Origin of the sequence: Cryobacterium frigoriphilum (genome assembly GCF_004403305.1) — a bacterium.
In the GTDB taxonomy this organism is placed as follows: Bacteria; Actinomycetota; Actinomycetes; order Actinomycetales; family Microbacteriaceae; genus Cryobacterium; species Cryobacterium frigoriphilum.
Genome location: NZ_SOHE01000015.1, coordinates 44,868 through 63,890 on the forward strand (window position 1 = coordinate 44,868; position 19,023 = coordinate 63,890).

Consider the following 19,023-nt stretch of genomic DNA (forward strand, 5'->3'; position numbering starts at 1 on the left):
CAGGAGAGTAACGCGGCCCGGCTGGGATTTGCCCCGGCCTGAGCCCCGGCCCGATCCCCGGCCGTCAGAGATTGATTGCCACGATCTGGGCGACCGGATGCCCGCGCCGCGTCAGAATGATCTCCTCGCCGCTCTCCGACCGTTTCACGAGCAGGGCCAGATGTCTTTTCGCGTCTTCGATGTCAACGCTGAGCGGCACTGCCGGCGGGGCCGCTGGCTCGGGAAACGGGTCGAATTCTGCCTCGGGTTGCGGCTTACCGACACGGTCCGAAAACACTCGATCTGCGCTGTTCACAACGTAGCTCCTCTCATCAGCGGATGCTCCCTCGACGGTACGCCGCCCGCCCGGTGATGGCTATGGCAAATGGCCGAAGTGTGAGATGCGCAGCGCCGGAAGATGGGCCGAGCTGTGAGCCGGCCCGCCTACGCTGGGCAGATGCCTTCGTTTCGCGTGACCATCGCCGTCGGAGCGCTGCACCCGGGAGTCGCGCCCGCTGTGGTGCTGCCCGCGGCAGCTGCGGCCGCGGGCACCCTCACCACGGTTGAGGCCAGCGACCTGAGCGTGGTCGCCGGCTCGGCCCGCCTCATCGTGCGTTTCACCGCAGAAGACCGTGAGGTCGCCGAGCAGGTCGCCGACCACGTGCTCGCGGTGACCGCAAGCCTCGCCGAGCCGCGTACCTCAACGCTCACCAAGCGTGTCGGTGGCCGCTGGCTCACCGCCTGACTCACCCGCGGCCCCGACCGGCCCGAGAACGCGCCCCATCGGTGCAATCACACGCCGCTGTCACCAGTAGCGCTCCTCCTGCCAGGGGTCGCCGCGCATGTGGTAGCCATTGAGCTCCCAGAAACCGGGCTCGTCGCGGCGCATCAGCTCGAGTCCGTGTACCCACTTGGCGCTCTTCCAGAAGTACAGGTGCGGCACGATCAGCCGGGCCGGGCCGCCATGCTCCGGGGTCAGCTCGTCGTCGTCGAGCCGGTGCGCGATCCAGGCCTTGCCGCCGCGCAGATCGGCCAGCGACAGGTTGGTCGTGTAGCCGCCGTACGAGTGCACCATGGCAAACTCGGTGCGGGTGGTCACGGTGTCGAGCAGCGTGTCGAGCGAGACGCCGCGCCAGCGCGTTCCGAGCTGCGACCATCCGCTCACGCAGTGAACGTCAACGCTCACGTCTTCCTGCGGCAGGGCCTGCAACTGCGCCCAATCCCAGCGATGGTCCCGATGACGCTCGGTGCGAATGAGAAATTCCCAGTCCTGACGACGGATGCTCGGGATCGGCCCCGCAGACACCACCGGCAGTGTGTCGGACACGGACTGTCCCGGTGGCAGCAGCGAAGAATCCAGACGTCTGCGGCCCAACAATTTTGACGGGATCAGCTTCATGACGCTCCTTGCAACCAACACCAGCGGGGTTCGCGAACACCGCAGCCTAGCGGGCGTCGTTCACCCCGGTGTAGGGGTTGCGCGGGGGGCAATTCTCTGCATACCCCCCTTCGGGCGTAGGCTCGGCAGGTTGCATTTTTCACGAACCGAGGTATCGCAATGACACACGACTCGACCACACCGCCCACGAAGACGGCCGCTTCGGCGCAGAAAACGCTCACACCCTCAACGAACCGCAAGGTCATCGCGCTCGCGATCGCCGGTGCCTTCGGTGGTTTTCTCTTCGGCTTCGACTCGAGCGTGGTCAACGGCGCCGTGAACGCCATTCAGCAGGAGTTCGGCCTCAACGCCGCCCTGACCGGGTTCGCCGTGGCCTGCGCGCTCCTCGGCGCCGCCCTGGGTGCCTTCTTCGGCGGGCGCATCGCCGACCGCTACGGCCGCATCCCCGTGATGATCATCGGCGCCGCGGTCTTTCTGCTGTCGTCGCTCGGCTCGGGCTTCGCCTTCGGTGTCGTCGACCTGATCGTGTGGCGGGTGCTGGGCGGAATCGGGATCGGTCTCGCATCCGTCGTCGCCCCGGCCTACATCGCCGAGATATCCCCGCGCAACATGCGCGGGCGACTCGGGTCGCTGCAGCAGCTCGCGATCACGATCGGTATCTTCACCGCGTTGCTCAGCAATGCGACGCTGTCCGACAACGCCGGCGGAGCGGATGCCGAATTCTGGTTCGGCCTCGAGGCCTGGCGCTGGATGTTTCTGATCGGCGCCGTGCCGGCCGTCATCTACGGCGTCATCGCCTTTCTGCTGCCCGAATCCCCGCGGTTCCTCGTACTCAAGGATCGGGAAGCGGATGCCCGCGCCGTGTTCAACAAGGTCTGGCCCGGCGGCGACGTCGACCGGGAGATTCGCGACATGCGCGCCTCGATCGAGGGCGATCGCCGCGCCAAGACCACCGGGTCGCTGCGCGGCTCGAGCTTCGGCCTCAAGCCCATCGTCTGGGTCGGCATCACCCTCTCGGTGTTCCAGCAGTTCGTGGGCATCAACGTGATCTTCTATTACTCGACGACTCTCTGGGAGGCCGTCGGGTTCCAGGAACGCGACTCCCACGCCATCTCGGTCGCGACCTCGGTCACCAATATTCTCGTCACCCTCATCGCGATTGCCCTCGTCGACCGCGTCGGTCGCCGCCCCATTCTGCTCTTCGGTTCCGTCGGCATGACGGCGTCGCTGGCCACGATGGCCATCGCCTTCAGCCAGTCGATCACGGTCGCCGGAGAACTCAGCCTGCCCGGCGCCTGGGGCCCGATCGCCCTCGTCGCCGCCAACGTGTTCGTGATCTCCTTCGGCGCCTCGTGGGGCCCGGTCGTCTGGGTGCTGCTGGGCGAGATGTTCCCGAACACGATTCGTGCCAAGGCACTCGGACTCGCGGCCGCAGCCCAGTGGATCGCCAACTTTCTGATCACGGTGACGTTCCCGCCCATGTCGGATGCGTCGCTGCCGCTCACCTATGCGATGTACGCGCTCTTCGCGGCCCTGTCGTTCTGGTTCGTGATGACCAAGGTGCCCGAGACCAACGGCATGTCCCTCGAAGAGGCCAACACCCTGCTGCCGCCGAAAAACGCGGCCAGGAACGCGGCCAGGAATGCCGCCAAGACCGCGGCACAGGCGCCCACGAAGTAGGTCCCGTGCTCGCGCGCCCCCTGCCCGTTCCCGCCGAACCTGATAAACAGGAGGGGTGACCCCGATCAACGCTGCCGACCTCGATATTCTGCGCCGCACGCTCGGCACGCCCGACCTCGCGTGGCTGCTGGCCCGCATGCGCACGCGGCTCGAAAGCACCGGCCAACTGACCGGCACGGTCACCAAACCCCAGTCCTCGGCCGGGGAGCGGGCCGCGGTCGCACGTCTGCTCAACCGGCCCGTGCGGGCCGGCACCTCGGCATCCGTCTCGCTCGACACCCTCGATGACGTGCTGCGCCGGTCGGGCACCTGGCCGGCCGGACTCGCCGCTGCCGTCGTCGCCCTCACCGGCACGGTCGTCGACCCGGTGGAGCGGGCCGGGGAACGTGACGCCTGGCAGGCCGCAGCGAACACCCTGCGGCGTCTCGGCCGGCCCGAACTCTCCGGCTGGGCCGATCGCGTGATTCGCACCGGCGCCCTGCGCCGCGCGGCTCCGACCGCGGCCGCGGCACAGGCGCTCGCCGCTCAGCTCGCGACGGTGGCCGCGGCCCTGCCGACGAGTGGGGAGTCGCTCGGCGGTTTCGCGGCCCGCACCGTGCATGACGCTCACGCCCTCGACGCGCACACCCAGCTGGGTGCTCTCGCGGTCGGCCTCGCGAGCGCGCTGGGCGCGGCTCTCGCGGGCGCCAGCTCGGCCGCATCGTCGCCCACTGCGCCGTCGAACGCTGCGCCGTCGAGTACTGCGCCGTCGAGCGCTGCGCCGTCGAACGCTGCGCCGTCGAACGCTGCGCCGTCGAGCGCTGCGCCGTCGAACTCAGCGCCGACGGATGCCTCGGCCGAGTCCGCGCGCTGGCGCCGGGAAGCCTGGCAATCGGTGGGGGTTGTGCTCGACGAGCTCTCGTCGAGCGTGCTCGTGCTGGGGCTGCCGGGTGGCGTCGAGTCACCGACCGCTCGCGCCCTCGCGGCACTCGGTGACGCCGGACAGCCGGTCGTTCTCACCCTGCGACAGCTGCTCGCCGACGGGATCGGGATCGTGCCGTCCGTCGTCTTCGTCTGCGAGAACCCGGCCGTGGTCGCGGCCGCGGCCGACGCACTGGGGCCGGATTCGGCACCGCTGGTCTGCCTGAACGGTCAGCCCGGTGCCGCGGCGATCCTGCTGCTCGAGGCCCTCGTCGCCGGCGGAGCAACCCTGCGCTTTCACGGTGACTTCGACTGGAGCGGCATCGGTGTGGCCCGGGCACTCGGCGAGCGCGTGGCCTGGACGCCGTGGCGCTTCGCCGCCGCGGACTATTCAGCGGCCTGTGCCGAGCTGAGCGGGCTGCCGCCGTTGCTCGTGCTGCCGGGCGTCAGCGCCGCGAGCGTGGAGACACCGTGGGACGCCGACCTGGCTGAGGCCATGGCATCCGTCGCACTGGCCGTTGATGAAGAACTCATGCTGCCCGGACTGCTCGCGGATCTCGCGCGCTGACCCGACAACGTGGCCCTGACGTCGGTCAGTGTCACTCGGTATCAGTCGGTGTCAGTCGGCGCCGTGGGCCGGACCGCGGCCGACCAGCGCTCTTCGACGTGGCCGAATCGCCAGCCGGCGAAGGCGATGACCCAGGCGAGCAGTGCGATGGCGACGATGACGTAGCCCACGTTCTCGAGATCGAGGCCGCCGATCAGATAGAGCGGGCCAGACACGATGCCCGCCCGGTCGACGAGCACGGACAGGAGCTCGATCGATCCGATCACGAGGGCCACCGCGACCGACAGGGCGGTAATCACGAGGTTGTAGTAGACCTTGCGCACGGGCGTGGTGAAGGCCCAGCCGTAGGCATAGTTCATGAAGATGCCGTCGAGGGAGTCCAGCAGGCTCATGCCCGCCGCGAACAGAATCGGCAGGGTCAGAATGGCGTACCAGGGCAGCGCGAAGGCGGCCGCCCCGCCGGCCAGGATCAGCAGGCTGACCTCGGTCGCGGTATCAAAGCCCAGACCGAACAGCAGCCCGATCGGATACATCTGCCAGGGTCGTGTCACGACCCGCGTCGCACGAGCGAAGAAGCGGTTAATGAAACCGCGGTTCGCGAGCTGCTCGTCGAGTGCGGCTTCGTCAAAGTCCCCGCGCCGCATGCGACGAAAGACCCGCACGATGCTCAGCAGAATGACGAGGTTGATGATACCGATGAGGTACAGAAAGGCCCCGGAGACGGTCGTTCCGACCAGACCGAGAATCGATTGCAGCGCCGACGAGTCCGATTGCACCTGCCCGGCCAGGCCACGGATGCCCGCCGCCAGCAGGCCGCACAGCACAAAGACGATCGTCGAGTGACCGAGCGAGAACCAGAAGCCCACCGACAGCGGGCGACGGCCGTCGTTCATGAGCTTGCGCGTGGTGTTGTCGATCGCGGCGATATGGTCGGCATCGAAGGCGTGCCGCAACCCCAGGGCGTAGGCCGTCAGTCCGATTCCGACCCCGAAGAGCCCGGCCGAACCCACGTCGAACCGCTGCGGCACGACGAGGGCGAACAGAACTCCCCAGCCGAGTACGTGCAGCAGCAGCACAAAGCCGGCCATGCCGGCGAGCGCCGTCCATTCCCCACGCGTGAGGGCGCGCCGCACCCGGCTCCACCGTTCGGCCCCGGTCATGCTGTTCCCTCGCCGTGTCGTACGGTTGCGGAATCGTCGTAGTGGGTCACGATGGTGCTGCGCGGGGCCGAGTCGTTGGCCGAGGAATGAGTGGAACCGTCGGTCGAACCGATCCGTGAGTCGACGTAGGCGACGACGCTCACCCGCACCCCGTACAGCCGGGAGAGGCTGACCTCGGTCAGCAGCTCCGCGGCCGGCCCCACCTGCGCCTGGCCCGGGTGCAGCAGCACAACCGTATCGGCGAGGTACAGGGCGTGATCGGGTTCGTGAGTGCTCAGGAGCAGGCCCATGCCGTCGGCCGCGAGTTCACGCAGCAGCCGCAACACCCGCACCTGATTCTTCAGGTCGAGTCCGGTCGAGGGCTCATCGAGAATGAGCAGGCTGGTCTCGGCCGCCACCGCGCGGGCGATCAGCACGAGCTGTTGTTCGCCGCCGCTCAGCGTCGAAAACGACCGATCGCGCAGGGCCGCGATGCCGACCCGCTCCATCGCGAGCAGTGCGGCCGCTCGATCCCCGGCCCCCGGCGTTCGGAACACCTGCACGTGCCGTGCCCGACCCATCAGCACCATGTCGAACGCCCGGTACGCAAACGAGGAGCCGCGGGCCTGCGGCACGTAGCCGACGGCCGTTCGGCGATGCACGCTGCCCCGATGCACGGGCAGCAGCCCGGCGGCGCAGCGCACCAGGGTGGTCTTGCCGCTGCCGTTCGGGCCGAGCACCGCCGTGATCGATCCGTCCGGCAGGTGCAGGCTCACGTCCCGAAACACGAGGGGGCGGCCGGGGTAGCCGAACCCCACCTGCCGCAGCTGGAGCAGCGGCCCGCCGCTGTCAGAAACGCCGCTGTCAGTAACGCCGCCGTCAGTAACGCCGCCGTCAGGCCCCCCGCTGTCAGGCCCCCCGCTGTCAGGCACTGTCCCAGATCCGGTCTCGGTGCCGCCGCAGCAGCACGAAGAACACCGGCGCCCCGATCAGCGCCGTCAGCACGCCGAGCGGAATCTCCCCGGCCGTGAGCGAGCGGGCGACGGTGTCGACGACGATGAGAAAGGCGCCGCCGAGCAACACGGACACCGGCAGCAGCACTCGGTTGTCCGGGCCGACCCACATGCGGGCGAGGTGCGGAATGACGAGTCCCACCCAGCTGATCACGCCGCTCACGGCGACCGCCCCGGCCACGATCAGGGCGACCGACGTCAGCACGACCCAGCGCAGCAGGCGGGGGCGCAGACCGAGGGCGGCGGCATCGTCGTCGCCGAGCGAGAGCACGTTGATGCGCCAGCGCAGGGCGAGCACGACGAACGTTCCGAGCAGGATGGGACCCAGCGCGACGAGCACCTGGCCGGGGGTTGCCCCCGCGATGCTGCCGAGCAACCAGAAGACAATCGCCGGCAGGGTCGTGAACGGGTCGGCGAGGTAGGTGACGAGGGCCACGAGCGCGGAGAAGAACGACCCGGTGACGACCCCGCCGAGCACGAGCATCAGCAGCGGTGTACCGCCCCGCCCCGAGGTGATCAGAAAAACCAGCGCGAGGGCGAGCAGACCGCAGGCGAACGACCCGCCGACGAGCAGAACCGGGCCCAGCCCGAGCAGCAGCGCGAGGGCCCCGCCGAAGGATGCCCCGGCCGAGACCCCGATAATCTCGGGGCTCACGAGCGGGTTGCGAAAGATGGCCTGCAGGGCGGCCCCGCCCAGGGCGAGACCGCCGCCGACCAGCGCGGCCAACAGTACCCGGGGCATCCGCACCAGAAGCACGACGTTGCGCTCGGTCGGAGCAATCGTGTCGGCACCGAGGTCGCCGCCGACCAGGATCTGCGCGACGTGACCGACGGGCACGTCGAACCGGCCAAGCGCGAGCGCGAGCAGCGACACGGTCAGCAGGGCGCCGAACGAGATCAGTATCGGGAGCCGGGTACGGATGCGGGTCGGCGCGGCGCTGCCGGCAGGGCCGTGGGTCCGGCGTGGTGCACGACGGCGGTGAACCTGTCGGGGGTGCGCCTCAGGCAGCACGAGTCACCCGGACTGAATTATTCGGCATCCGTCACCCGGCAGCTGTCACCCGGCATGGAACTGCTGGTAGTTCGACGACCGGTCGTTCACGTCCAGCCACAGCATCGTGTCGACCTGGGCCTCGGTGGGTGTGTGGCCATAGAGAAACGGGTAGTCGGCCGCGATCTGGGCGCGCAGGGCGCTCGTGCCGAGGGATGGAAAGGCGATGTCGGCCAGCCAGGTCCACATGAGCGGCGACTCCTGACCGGGTGGGTCCCACCGGTAGCCGCCGAGCGGAACCCGGTACACCCGCCGGTTGGCGACCGCGCGCACTCCGGACCAGACCGGGTTCGAGTAGATGTCGTCGGGCATCGCAGCGTCGAAGTTGCCGAGCAGGATCACCTCGGGATTCCAAGCCAACACCTGCTCAACGTCGACGCCGACCATGCCGGTACCGGGGGCGGGGGTGTCGCCCGTTGCCGGGTTGGTGCCCCCGACGAGCTTGATGTAAAAATCGTTGTAGGTGTTCGCGCCGGCGACCTTGAGGCCCTCGGCGAAGCGGTTGAAATAGAGGATGCTCGGCCCCGTCGCCGTGCGGGCCGCGGCATCGACCCGAGCCTGCGCGAGGGCGGCGTCGCTGCGGGCCTTCATGTCGGTGGCACGTTCGGGTTTACCGAGCATGGTCGCGAAGATGCGGGTCCAGGAGTCGACGTCGTCCTGGGTGCCGTTGTTGGTGAGGCCGATGACCGTGAGGCCGGCGTTCTCGAGCGGTTCGATCAGGGGAGAGTCGCTCCACTGCACCACCACATCGGGCTCCAGCTCGAGGATGCTCTCGACGTTGGGCGTGAAATCACTCGTCGCGATCTCGTGCGGAACCGTGAGCAGTTCGGGAAAGAACTGGCCCAGGATGCCGTCTTTCATCGCGGCCCAGGAGGCAGTGTGCATGCCGACCAGATGCTGCGCTGACCGGTCGACGGCCACGATGAGCGAGGCCGATGGCATCGGAATCGTGACGACCCGGGTCACGGCCTGACTGAAGGTCAGGGCCGTGCCGCGGTTGTCGGTCACCTCGATCGGAGTCGGGCGTGCCTGGCCGCTCGGTATCGACGAGGTCGCCGAGGAATCCGTGCACGACGCGAGCACGATGGTGCCGCCGAGGAGAAAGAACCCGGTCAGGACCGTACGCCGGCTGAGCGTTGCCGAACCTGGTGGCGGCGGGCGTTCCGGACTGCTCATCACGGACCTCCTGCTGGGCGCGGTGGTTGCACAAAACGCGGGTTCCGCACAGCATCCGCCCGAACTCCGGTGCTGTCAACGGCTTGCCGCACCCACGGCGCCGCCGCCGAAGATCAGGCATTGCGATGACCGCACCCTGGGTCTACATTGTTTCTTCGAGGTGGCCTATTGTGCATGAGTTGTCGATTGCATCCAGCCTCGTCGACACGATCCGTGACCGTACCGGCGAGCGATCGGTCACGTGCGTTCACCTGCGAATCGGGCAGCTCTCGGGAGTGCTGGCGGATGCCCTGCGCTTCAGCTTCGACATCGCGGCGGCGGGAACCCCGCTCGAAGGAGCCCGGCTCGTATTGCAGCAGCCGGTCGGTCGCATCCGCTGTCGCAGCTGCGGGCTTGATTCCGAGTTGGCCGACCAATTTCTGCTCTGCCCGTGCGGCAGCGCCGACGTGCAGGTGACCGCCGGGCGCGAGCTCGATCTGGTATCGGTGGATGTCGCATCCGCTTCTGCATCCGCTTCTGCATCCGCTTCTGCATCCGCTTCTGCAGAGAGCCGACAGCCGGTCGGCTAGAGAAGGGACGACAGCAGGTGTGTTCAACGTGTGGCTGTAGCGACGAGGCCGGAGTACGCGTCGCCGGGGTGCCTTTGCCCGGCCTGCAACTCATTGCGAACCCGAACCACGAGCACCCGCACGACCACCCGCACGACCAGGGCCGCTCACACTCCCACCCGCACAGCCACACTCCAGAGGCTGCGATCGACGCCGCGACCGCGACCTCGAGCGAAACGGTCGTGCTGGAGCAGAGTCTGCTTGCCCGAAACGATCTGCTCGCCGCCCGCAACCGCGGCTGGCTCGATGGCCGCGACATCCGTGCCGTCAACGTCATGAGTTCACCCGGATCGGGCAAGACGACCCTGCTCGTGCGCACCCTCGCCGATTGGGGACAGCGGATGCCGTTCGCCGTCGTCGAGGGCGACCAGGAGACCTCGATCGACGCCGACCGCATTCGGGCCACCGGTGTGCCCGTCGTGCAGATCAACACCGGGGCCGGCTGCCACCTTGACGCCGACATGCTCCAACACGCCCTGCGCGCCCTCGATCCCGACCCGGGATGCACGGTGCTCATCGAAAACGTCGGCAATCTCGTCTGCCCGGCCCTGTTCGACCTCGGCGAAGCCGCCAGGGTCGTCATCGTGTCGGTCACCGAGGGCGACGACAAACCTCGCAAATACCCGCACATGTTCTCGGCGGCCGACCTTGTGGTGATCAACAAGAGCGACCTGCTTCCCTACGTTGAATTCGATGTCGAGCGCTGCGCAAACCAGGCTCGACAGCTGAATCCGAATGTTGACGTGCTGGTCGTATCCGCCACCACGGGCGCAGGCCTCGACGGTTGGTACGACTGGCTGACGCGCCCGCCCGGCACGAACTCAGGCGACGTAACCCCAGGAGACACCGATGCCCAGCCACACAGCTACCAAACGTACTGACCCGACCCCCGCGGAAGAGGCCCTGATCCACGTCTTGTGGATCAACGCCGGACTGAGTTGCGACGGCGACTCGGTCGCCCTCACCGCGGCGACCCAGCCGAGCATCGAAGAGATCGCCCTCGGCGCCCTTCCCGGCCTGCCGCACATCAGTATGCACTGGCCCCTCATCGACTTCGAGTGCGGCCCCGAGCACGGCGCCGACGACTTTCTGGAGTGGTTCCGCAAGGCCGACCGCGGCGAGCTCGAACCCTTCGTGCTGATCGTCGAGGGGTCGATCCCGAACGAAAAGCTGCACGCCGAGGGCGGCTACTGGAGCGGCTTCGGCAACAACCCCGAGACCGGGCAGCCAATCACCACGAGCGAGTGGCTCGACCGCCTCGCCCCGAAGGCCACCGCCATCATCGCCGCCGGAACCTGCGCGACCTACGGCGGCATTCACGCCATGGCCGGTAACCCGACCGGCGCGATGGGAGTGCCCGACTACCTCGGCTACGGCTGGACCAGCAAGGCGGGAATCCCGGTGGTGTGCGTGCCGGGCTGCCCGATCCAGCCGGATAACCTCTCGGAGACCATCACCTATCTGCTGTACCAGGCCACCGGGCAGGCGCCGATGATTCCGCTCGATGACAACCTGCGGCCGACCTGGCTGTTCGGCCACACCGTACACGAAGGATGTGACCGGGCCGGCTACTACGAGCAGGGCGACTTCGCGACCGAATACGGTTCGCCCAAGTGCATCGTGAAGCTCGGCTGCTGGGGGCCCGTCGTCAAGTGCAACGTGCCCAAGCGCGGCTGGATGAACGGCATCGGGGGCTGCCCGAACGTGGGCGGCATCTGCATCGGCTGCACCATGCCGGGCTTTCCCGACAAGTTCATGCCCTTCATGGACGAACCGCCCGGCGGCAAGCTGTCGACGACGGCGATCATGCCCTACGGCACCACGATTCGGGCGCTGCGAAAGATCACCGGCAACACCCTCGACACAGAACCCCGCTGGCGCCGGCCCGGCAGCAAACTGCTCACCGGCGCCGTTCGCACCTGGTAGTCCCCACCCCACACCGATACCGGCCTGGCCACGCGAAAGGCGCCAGATATGACCTCGACATTGCCCACTCCCGCAACCCCCTCCGAGCGGGGGAACGATTCCCTCGTCGAGATGAACTGGGACCCCATCACCCGCATCGTGGGGAGCCTGGGCATCTACACGAAGATCGACTTCGCGAACCGAGAGGTTGTGGAGTGCCACAGCACCTCGTCGATCTTTCGCGGCTATTCGATCTTCATGAAGGGCAAGGACCCGCGCGACGCGCACTTCATCACGAGCCGCATCTGCGGTATCTGCGGGGACAACCACGCCACCTGCTCGTGTTACGCCCAGAACATGGCCTACGGGGTCAAGCCGCCGAACCTCGGCGAGTGGATCGTGAACCTCGGCGAAGCGGCCGAGTACATGTTCGACCACAACATTTTTCAAGAGAACCTGGTCGGCGTGGACTACTGCGAGAGGATGGTGAAGGAGACCAACCCCGGGGTGCTCGCGCTCGCCGAGAACACCCGCGCCCCGCACGAGGGTGAGCACGGATACCGCACCATCGCCGACATCATGCGCAGCCTCAACCCCTTCACGGGCGAGTTCTACCGCGAGGCGCTGCAGGTGAGCCGTTCCACGCGCGAAATGTTCTGCCTCATGGAGGGCCGCCACGTGCATCCGTCGACGCTGTATCCCGGCGGGGTCGGGACCGTCGCGACGATCCAACTGATGACGGACTACATCACCCGCCTCATGCGCTACGTCGAGTTCATGAAAAAGGTCGTGCCCATGCACGACGACCTGTTCGACTTCTTCTACGAGGCGTTGCCCGGCTACGAACAGGTCGGGCTGCGGCGCACGCTGCTCGGCTGCTGGGGCGCCTTCCAGGATCCCGAGTACTGCAACTTCGCCTACAAGGACATGACCGAGTGGGGACGCAAGATGTACGTCACCCCCGGCGTCGTCGTCGACGGCAAGCTCGTGACCACCGACCTGGTGCGCATCAACCTCGGCATCCGCATCATGCTCGGCTCCTCGTACTATCAGGACTGGACCGGGCAGGAAATGTTCGTCACCAAGGATCCGCTCGGCAACCCGGTCGACCGCCGGCATCCGTGGAACCAGCACACCAACCCGCAGCCGCAACGCCGCGACCTCGGCGATAAGTACAGCTGGGTCATGTCGCCGCGCTGGTTCGACGGCACCGACAATCTCGCCCTCGACACCGGCGGCGGACCGCTCGCCCGGCTGTGGACGACGGCGCTCGCCGGGCTCGTCGACATCGGCTACATCAAGGCGACCGGCACGAGCGTGCAGATCGAGCTGCCCAAGACCGCGCTCAAGGGGCCGGTCAGCCTCGAGTGGACGATTCCACAGTGGAGCAACACGCTCGAACGCAACCGGGCGCGCACCTATTTTCAGGCCTACGCGGCCGCCGCTGCGCTGCACTTCGCCGAGAAGGCGCTCGAAGAGATTCGGGCCGGGCGCACCAAGACCTGGGAATCGTTCGAGGTGCCCGACGAAGCGGTGAGTTGCGGCTTTACCGAGGCGGTGCGCGGTGTGCTGAGCCACCACATGGTGATTCGGGACGGCAAGATCGCCAACTATCACCCTTACCCGCCCACGCCGTGGAACGCGAGTCCCCGAGACTCCTCCGGCACGCCTGGGCCCTACGAAGACGCCGTGCAGGGCCAACCGATCTTTGAGGAGAATGATCGCGAGCACTTCAAGGGCATCGACATCATGCGCACCGTGCGCAGCTTCGACCCGTGTCTGCCGTGCGGGGTGCACATGTACCTCGGCGAGGGCAAGACCCTCGACGTGCTGCATTCCCCGACGCAGACCCTGACCGGCGAATAGGCCGTCATGAGCGAGGCGCGCTCGACCGTCAGCGCAAACACCGGTATCGCCACCCTGCTCGACGCGCTCGGTGCGGGCGGAATGCTCGCCCGGGAGCGCGCCGAAGAGCTCGTGCGCCAGGTGACCGACCTTTATGGCGAGGCCCTCGAACACGTGCTCACGATCGCCGGTGAGACGGATGCCCATGGCATTCGCCCGGCTCCGGGCGGCACCGACGGGCTCGACCGCGCACCGGGTTCGCACTCGATGGTCGGCGCCCTCGTCGCGGATGAGCTGATCTCCGGGCTGCTGCTCGTGCACGGCCTGCACCCGCAGGACGCCCCGACCCGGGTGGCCGCGGCCCTCGAGAGCGTGCGGCCCTACCTCGGCTCACACGGCGGCGACGTACAGCTGCTCGGGCTGAGCGCCGACGGTGTGGTGCGGTTGCGCCTGCTCGGCAGCTGCAACGGATGCCCCTCCTCCTCGGTCACCCTCAAGCTCGCCGTCGAAGACGCCATCGAACGGGCGGCTCCCGAGGTCACCCGAATCGACGTGGAGGAACCGGTGAAGGTGGCCGCGGTCATCCCGGTGGCGGCGCTGCGCATCCGCTTGGCCGATGCTCCGGACACCGCGGACGCACGGGCCGACCTCGGCGGCAGCTGGCAACCGGTGCCCGAACTGGCCGACCTCGACCCCGGCGAGGTTGCCGGCTTCGTCGTGGCCGGGGTGCCGATTCTGGCGACGCGCACCAGTTCAGACGTGTTCGTGTTTCGGGACCACTGCCCGCGCTGCGCGGCGTCGATGGCGGGGGCGACCCTGCAGCGGGCGCTCGCCGCGCCGGCCGGCGGCGGACTGCTGCGCTGCCCGACCTGCCGCAAACACTTCGACGTGCGCGCGGCCGGGGCGTGCATCGAGGACAAGGGAGTGCACCTGGATCCGCTGCCGCTACTCAGGCGTGACGGGGTGCCGAGCGTCGCCGTGCCGAGCCTCGTCGTGCCGAGCCTCGTCGGTGGGGTCTCCTCGTGATTGACGCGCGCGCTGCCGGGCCGGCCGGTGCAACCGGGGGAGCCGCGGCCGAATCCGCGTTCGCGGTGCTGAGCCGAATCACCCGCAACCGCCCGGCCCGGAATACCGGGCCGCGCTGCGAGATGTGCGGGGAACCCATCGGTGACCCGCACCAGCATGTGGTCGACGTCGACAGTCGGGCGATGATGTGCACCTGTCGGCCGTGCTACCTGCTCTTCACCGACGTGACCGCGCACCTGCGCTACCGCTCGGTGCCCGATCGGTATCGTCGCTTCACCGACTTCGAGCTCGGGCCTGGCCAGTGGGACGAACTCGAGATCCCGGTTGGGCTCGCGTTCTTCTTCGAAAATTCGACGTCCGTGCAGAATTCACGATCGGCACGGACGATCGCGTTCTATCCGGGTCCGGCCGGTGCGACCGAGTCCGAGCTTGCGCTCGGGGCCTGGGACACCGTACGGGCACGCAATCCGGGCCTGGACATCGTGGCCCCCGATACCGAGGCGCTTCTCGTGCGGGCACCCGGAGCCGATGGTGTGGGACCGCGGGGCGCCGGGGGCGGCGCCGGGCGGTACGAGTGCTACCTCGTGCCGATCGACGCCTGCTACGAACTCGTCGGCGAGTTGCGGCGGGTGTGGCGCGGTTTCGACGGCGGCCAGGACGCCCGCGCACAGCTGACCGCCTTCTTCGACCGCGTGGCGGCGCGCAGCCGTCCCGCGCCGGCGGGGGCGGCATCCGCGGCCCGGAGCGTGGTCGGGGCAGGCACCGGCAGCACGAGCGGTCGGGGTGAGCGAGATGCTTGACCTCGGCTTCTCCGTGCTCGAAATCACCCCCGAACCGTATGCCGCCGTGCCCCAGCTGACCGCGCGCCTGCGGCTGACCGAATCGACCGGCGCCATCGTTCACGCGATCGCGCTGCGCTCCCAGGTGCGCATCCATCCGCAGCGCCGCGCCTACAGTGCCGAGGAGGAGGCCGGTCTGCTCGACCTGTTCGGCGCCCGGGCCCGGTGGACGTCGACGCTGAAGTCCTTTCTGTGGCTGCAGTGCAGCACCACGGTGTCGGGCTTCACCGGGCAGACCGAAGTGGACCTGCCGCTCGTGTGCACCTATGACTTCGACGTGGCCGCCGCGAAGTACCTGCACGCGGTGCGGGACAGCACGGTGCCGCTCGAGCTGCTGTTCTCGGGCAGCGTCTTCACCCGCGGCGAGAAGGGGTTCGGTGTGGAGCAGGTGCCGTGGAACTGTGAGGCCGCCTACGCCCTGCCGGTGTCGGTCTGGCGTGAACTCATGGACCGCTACTTTCCACACGCCGGCTGGATCCGACTCGATCGGGACGTGCTCGGCGACCTCGCCCACTACAAGGCATCGCTCGGGCTGACCTCGTGGGAAGCGGCGATCGCCACGCTGCTGGCCTGCGCCGAAGCGCAGGATTCTCCGAGCCGGCAGGATGCGTCGGGCCGAGAGGTGCGCTCATGACCGGCGGCCGGCACCCTGGCCTCACCCTCGCCCGCGCCGTGGCCGACGCGGTGCTCTACGAGGGCTACCTGCTCTACCCCTACCGCGCGTCGGCGCAGAAGAACCAGGCCCGCTGGCAGTTCGGCATTCTGGGGCCACCCGGTGCCGCCGCAGCCGGAGTCGGCGAAGAACCCCAGATGCTGACCGATGCCCTGCTGCGGGTCGCGCCGTCGGCATCCGCTGCCCGGCCGGGCGCCGTCACCGTTTCGGTCTGCGTGCGCTTTCTGCAGCTGCAAACCCGCACCGTGGAACGGGCCGTGGCCGACGGAAACGACTTCGAGCCGGTCTCCGAGTTGCAGGTGAACGGTGCGCGCTGGCTGAGCTGGGACGAAGCCGTGCCGTGCGAACTCGAGCTCGGCCCGTTCGCCCTGGAACAGCTGGAACGCGGGCTGACCGTGCCCCTGTCGGTTCCCGCCGGCGAAGACCTGGAGTGGCTGCCCGACTCGGGCTCCTCCGAAAAATCTGGCCGACCCGGCGCGGCACCGGGTCGGCTGGTGCGTCGCCGCCGCGCGCTGAGCGGCTCCCTGCGGCTGACGGCCGAGGCGCTGTCCGACCAGCCTCTCGGCGGCGACCTGCTGCTGCGCCTGCGGGTCGCGGTCGAAAACGTGGCGGCGGGCGTTCCGTCCGTGAAAGCGGATGCCGTCGCCACCTCGTTCATCGGCACGCACCTGCTGGTGACCTGCGAAAACGCGGGTTTCGTGTCCGTGCTCGACCCGCCCGTCGAAGCGCAGGCATCCGCCGCCGAGTGTGTGCACGAGCGCTGCTGGCCCGTGCTCGCGGGGCCGGAAGGGCAGGATGACGTGCTGCTGGCGTCGCCGATCATTCTCTACGACCACCCCTCGGTCGCGCCGGAGAGCGCAGTCGCCCTGTTCGACTCGACCGAGATCGACGAGATCCTCACGCTGCGGGTGCTGACGCTGACAGAGGAAGAAAAAGCCGAGGCGCGGGTCACCGACCCACGAGCCGCGGCCATCATCGACCGCTGCGAGGCGCTGACCGTCGATGAGCTCGAGAAGCTGCACGGAGCGCTGCGCAGCCCCCGCGTCTTCGAGGGTGCGGCCGCGTTCGAAATCGAAGACCCGGGGGACGTGCCCTGGTGGAGCCCCGAAGCCGACGAGAGTGTGAGACCCGACCAGGACGTCGTTGTCATCGACGGCGTGCCCGTCGCCCGCGGCAGCCGGGTGCGCCTGCATCCCCGCCGCCACGCCGATGCGCAGGACCTGTTCTCGGCCGGCGAGATCGCCCTCGTGGCCGGGGTACATTTCGATGTCGACGGCAGTACCCACGTCGCGGTCACCCTCGAGATCGATCCCGCGGCCGACCTACACGACTGGTTCGGCCGCTACCTCTACTTCGCGCCCGACGAGCTCGAACCCCTCGAGCCCCCCGACGCGGATTTTCAGCAGAAAGGAAGGCCATGAAATTCATCGGAGGCGTGACGGTCTTCGTGCTCGCCGCGAGCGCGGCCGTCGCCGTGGTCGTGGGAATACGCTCGATCCCGGACCTTCAGCGGTACCTGAAGATGCGCGAGATGTAGTGCCGGCCCGGATTCTGGTGGCCGGAGTCGGCAACATCTTTCTGAGCGACGATGGCTTCGGCCCCGAGGTCGCACGGCAATTCATGACGGATGCCGCCGCCTCACTCCCGGGCGTGCGCGTCGTCGACTACGGAATCCGCGGCATTCACCTGGTTTACGACCTGCTCGACGGCGTCGACCAGCTGGTTCTCGTGGATGCGCTGCCGGCGCGCGGTGCACGGGCGGCGGCCGGCGGCATCCGGGTGCTGCAGATTCGGCCGGAAGACGTGACCGGCCGCTCTGACCGAGGCGCCGGCACCCCCGACGCCCACAGCATGGATCCGCTCGCGGCGCTCGACGGCCTGCACGCGCTCGGTGGCGCGCTGCCGCTCACCTATCTGGTGGGCTGCGTCGCCCGGGATACCGCGGAGGGGATGGGCCTCAGCGACGAGGTCGCGGCGTCCGTTCCCGAAGCGCTTGCCGCGGTGCGGGCGTTGATCAGCTTGCAGAATCAGAATCAGAGCGAGAGCGGAGGCGAATGATGTGCTTGGGAATTCCGGGACGGGTAGTTGAGCGGGTGGAGGGTTTCGGTGACCAGCTGGCGCTCGTGACGGTCGCGGGCGTGCCGCGGCGCATCAATGTCGGCCTGCTCGACGACGGCGCGTTCGAGGTGGGCAGCTGGGTGATCATTCACATGGGTTTCGCACTCGAGGTGGTCGACGAGACGGCCGCCGACCAGGCCCGGGAGGGGCTCGAACTGCTCGGGCGCGCCGATCCGGGGCCCGGTGCCACCGATTCTGCCGACCGGTCGGACCTCGACACGAACTAGCCGGGCCGGGCGCGGGGCCTGATTTCGGCCAACGGGTGCCGTGGGTGTAGCGTAGCTTAACGAGAAACGTTCTCATTAAGCGCGGCGACCGAGCCGCGCACGCCACTGGAAAGGCACCATCATCTCCATCTCTACCCTTCCCACCAACGCTCCTGCCGCAGCCCCGAGCCGTCGTATCGCCACCGCCCCGTCGTCCGTCTCGCGGTCCCGCCGTCGCGGCGTGCTGACCGGCGCCGCGCTCGCCGGAGCGGTCGCGCTCACGCTGACCGCAGCGACCGGTGCGAGCGCCGCCGCCAGCTATTCCTTCAGCGAGGGCCACGTCGATGTCGTGCACGTGGGTTTCAACTCCGCCGGCACGGGTCTCGGCCTCGCCGTCGGCAACGAGGGCGACCCCGCTCATCCCGAGGGCGTCTATGCGGCGGCCGACTCGCAGTTTGTCGTGACCGACACCGAAGCCCTCGGTGGCTTCGTGCTTCCCGAGGACCCGGCTGTGGCGGAGGTGAACGGCGTGCTCTTTGCCGGGTTCTCCGGTTCCGGCGACCTGATCGAATCCGGCATCTTCGGGTACGGCGATCAGGTCTCGGTCACGCTCGAGGACTGGGACTTCGTGCCGGCCGCGGGTGAATCGGCGGGAACGACGTTCCTGATCGAGCAGCAGTCGAGCAGCGATACCTTCTTCGATGGTGCGGGCGACGTGCAGGACTTCACCGTCAACACCATTGACGCGCCCGAAGCCTTCCACGAGCACGCGACCTGGACCTTCGAGAAGGCCGGCACCTACACCTTCGATTTCACCGCCGAGGGCAACGGGTTCGCAGCTGACCTGACCCCGTTCACCTTCGTCGTCGGCTAGCTCGAAACCTGAGCGCAGTGCTGC

21 protein-coding genes are annotated in these 19,023 nt (G+C 68.4%); 15 read left to right on the top strand and 6 right to left on the bottom strand.

Features of this window, described 5'->3' with window-relative positions:
• Nucleotides 1-64: 64 nt before the first annotated feature.
• A complete protein-coding gene (locus tag E3T55_RS20535; RefSeq protein ID WP_198418497.1) occupies nt 65-295 on the bottom strand; it encodes a type II toxin-antitoxin system Phd/YefM family antitoxin in 231 nt (76 codons plus the stop codon).
• A gap of 141 nt (nt 296-436) precedes the next feature.
• On the opposite strand from E3T55_RS20535, the gene E3T55_RS02730 reads away from it, so the two are divergent.
• The gene (locus tag E3T55_RS02730) at nt 437-724 is read left to right on the top strand and encodes a hypothetical protein (RefSeq protein WP_134518040.1); all 288 of its coding nucleotides are present in this window, start codon (nt 437-439) and stop codon (nt 722-724) included.
• A 60-nt stretch (nt 725-784) separates the two neighbouring features.
• Here E3T55_RS02730 and E3T55_RS02735 read toward each other — a convergent pair whose 3' ends face one another.
• Complete coding sequence (locus tag E3T55_RS02735) at nt 785-1,378, bottom strand: molybdopterin-dependent oxidoreductase (protein ID WP_134518041.1); 594 nt, start codon at nt 1,376-1,378, stop codon at nt 785-787.
• Between the two features lie 159 nt (nt 1,379-1,537).
• On the opposite strand from E3T55_RS02735, the gene E3T55_RS02740 reads away from it, so the two are divergent.
• Both E3T55_RS02740 and E3T55_RS02745 read left to right on the top strand, forming a co-directional pair.
• The gene (locus tag E3T55_RS02740; RefSeq protein ID WP_134518042.1) at nt 1,538-3,058 is read left to right on the top strand and encodes a sugar porter family MFS transporter; all 1,521 of its coding nucleotides are present in this window, start codon (nt 1,538-1,540) and stop codon (nt 3,056-3,058) included.
• A 55-nt stretch (nt 3,059-3,113) separates the two neighbouring features.
• The gene (locus tag E3T55_RS02745; protein ID WP_134518043.1) at nt 3,114-4,526 is read left to right on the top strand and encodes a TIGR02679 family protein; all 1,413 of its coding nucleotides are present in this window, start codon (nt 3,114-3,116) and stop codon (nt 4,524-4,526) included.
• Between the two features lie 41 nt (nt 4,527-4,567).
• Here E3T55_RS02745 and nicT read toward each other — a convergent pair whose 3' ends face one another.
• The 4 genes from nicT to E3T55_RS02765 all read right to left on the bottom strand — a co-directional run bounded on the left by nicT (nt 4,568) and on the right by E3T55_RS02765 (nt 8,905).
• A complete protein-coding gene (gene nicT / locus E3T55_RS02750; RefSeq protein WP_198418498.1) occupies nt 4,568-5,686 on the bottom strand; it encodes a Nickel transporter NicT in 1,119 nt (372 codons plus the stop codon).
• Nucleotides 5,683-6,483: an ABC transporter ATP-binding protein gene (locus E3T55_RS02755; protein ID WP_241992812.1), complete on the bottom strand. Its 801-nt coding sequence runs from the start codon at nt 6,481-6,483 to the stop codon at nt 5,683-5,685. Before E3T55_RS02755 ends, nicT begins: the two co-directional genes overlap by 4 nt.
• Nucleotides 6,484-6,589: 106 nt before the next feature.
• On the bottom strand, nt 6,590-7,690 hold the full coding sequence (locus E3T55_RS02760) for a FecCD family ABC transporter permease (protein WP_241992813.1): 1,101 nt from the start codon (nt 7,688-7,690) through the stop codon (nt 6,590-6,592).
• Nucleotides 7,691-7,735: 45 nt separating this feature from the next.
• A complete protein-coding gene (locus E3T55_RS02765) occupies nt 7,736-8,905 on the bottom strand; it encodes an ABC transporter substrate-binding protein (protein ID WP_134518044.1) in 1,170 nt (389 codons plus the stop codon).
• Between the two features lie 179 nt (nt 8,906-9,084).
• Between E3T55_RS02765 and E3T55_RS02770 the strand changes: the two genes are divergently transcribed.
• From E3T55_RS02770 to E3T55_RS20160, 12 genes are all read left to right on the top strand, one after another.
• Nucleotides 9,085-9,474: a hydrogenase maturation nickel metallochaperone HypA/HybF gene (locus E3T55_RS02770; protein WP_241992814.1), complete on the top strand. Its 390-nt coding sequence runs from the start codon at nt 9,085-9,087 to the stop codon at nt 9,472-9,474.
• A 68-nt stretch (nt 9,475-9,542) separates the two neighbouring features.
• Nucleotides 9,543-10,394 (top strand): hydrogenase nickel incorporation protein HypB, encoded by an 852-nt coding sequence (gene hypB / locus E3T55_RS02775; RefSeq protein WP_241992815.1) that lies wholly within the window; start codon nt 9,543-9,545, stop codon nt 10,392-10,394.
• Nucleotides 10,363-11,439 (top strand): NADH-quinone oxidoreductase subunit B family protein, encoded by a 1,077-nt coding sequence (locus E3T55_RS02780; RefSeq protein ID WP_134518047.1) that lies wholly within the window; start codon nt 10,363-10,365, stop codon nt 11,437-11,439. The genes hypB and E3T55_RS02780 overlap by 32 nt, the downstream gene beginning before the upstream one ends.
• Before the next feature lie 48 nt (nt 11,440-11,487).
• A complete protein-coding gene (locus tag E3T55_RS02785) occupies nt 11,488-13,284 on the top strand; it encodes a nickel-dependent hydrogenase large subunit (RefSeq protein ID WP_134518048.1) in 1,797 nt (598 codons plus the stop codon).
• Nucleotides 13,285-13,290: 6 nt separating this feature from the next.
• Nucleotides 13,291-14,289 carry a NifU family protein gene (locus tag E3T55_RS02790; RefSeq protein WP_134518049.1) on the top strand — a complete coding sequence of 333 codons (999 nt, stop codon included), beginning with the start codon at nt 13,291-13,293 and terminating at the stop codon, nt 14,287-14,289.
• Nucleotides 14,286-15,089, top strand: a complete 804-nt coding sequence (locus tag E3T55_RS02795; RefSeq protein WP_198418499.1) for a DUF5947 family protein — start codon at nt 14,286-14,288, stop codon at nt 15,087-15,089. The genes E3T55_RS02790 and E3T55_RS02795 overlap by 4 nt, the downstream gene beginning before the upstream one ends.
• Complete coding sequence (locus E3T55_RS02800) at nt 15,082-15,762, top strand: DUF6084 family protein (protein ID WP_134518050.1); 681 nt, start codon at nt 15,082-15,084, stop codon at nt 15,760-15,762. The genes E3T55_RS02795 and E3T55_RS02800 overlap by 8 nt, the downstream gene beginning before the upstream one ends.
• Nucleotides 15,759-17,222 (top strand): hypothetical protein, encoded by a 1,464-nt coding sequence (locus tag E3T55_RS02805; protein WP_134518051.1) that lies wholly within the window; start codon nt 15,759-15,761, stop codon nt 17,220-17,222. The genes E3T55_RS02800 and E3T55_RS02805 overlap by 4 nt, the downstream gene beginning before the upstream one ends.
• On the top strand, nt 17,219-17,338 hold the full coding sequence (locus E3T55_RS21130) for a DUF6893 family small protein (RefSeq protein WP_420897961.1): 120 nt from the start codon (nt 17,219-17,221) through the stop codon (nt 17,336-17,338). The genes E3T55_RS02805 and E3T55_RS21130 overlap by 4 nt, the downstream gene beginning before the upstream one ends.
• Nucleotides 17,338-17,859 (top strand): hydrogenase maturation protease, encoded by a 522-nt coding sequence (locus E3T55_RS02810; protein WP_134518052.1) that lies wholly within the window; start codon nt 17,338-17,340, stop codon nt 17,857-17,859. Before E3T55_RS21130 ends, E3T55_RS02810 begins: the two co-directional genes overlap by 1 nt.
• A complete protein-coding gene (locus E3T55_RS02815; RefSeq protein WP_134518073.1) occupies nt 17,859-18,146 on the top strand; it encodes a HypC/HybG/HupF family hydrogenase formation chaperone in 288 nt (95 codons plus the stop codon). The genes E3T55_RS02810 and E3T55_RS02815 overlap by 1 nt, the downstream gene beginning before the upstream one ends.
• Before the next feature lie 220 nt (nt 18,147-18,366).
• Nucleotides 18,367-18,999: a hypothetical protein gene (locus tag E3T55_RS20160; RefSeq protein ID WP_166791651.1), complete on the top strand. Its 633-nt coding sequence runs from the start codon at nt 18,367-18,369 to the stop codon at nt 18,997-18,999.
• Nucleotides 19,000-19,023 lie beyond the last annotated feature (24 nt).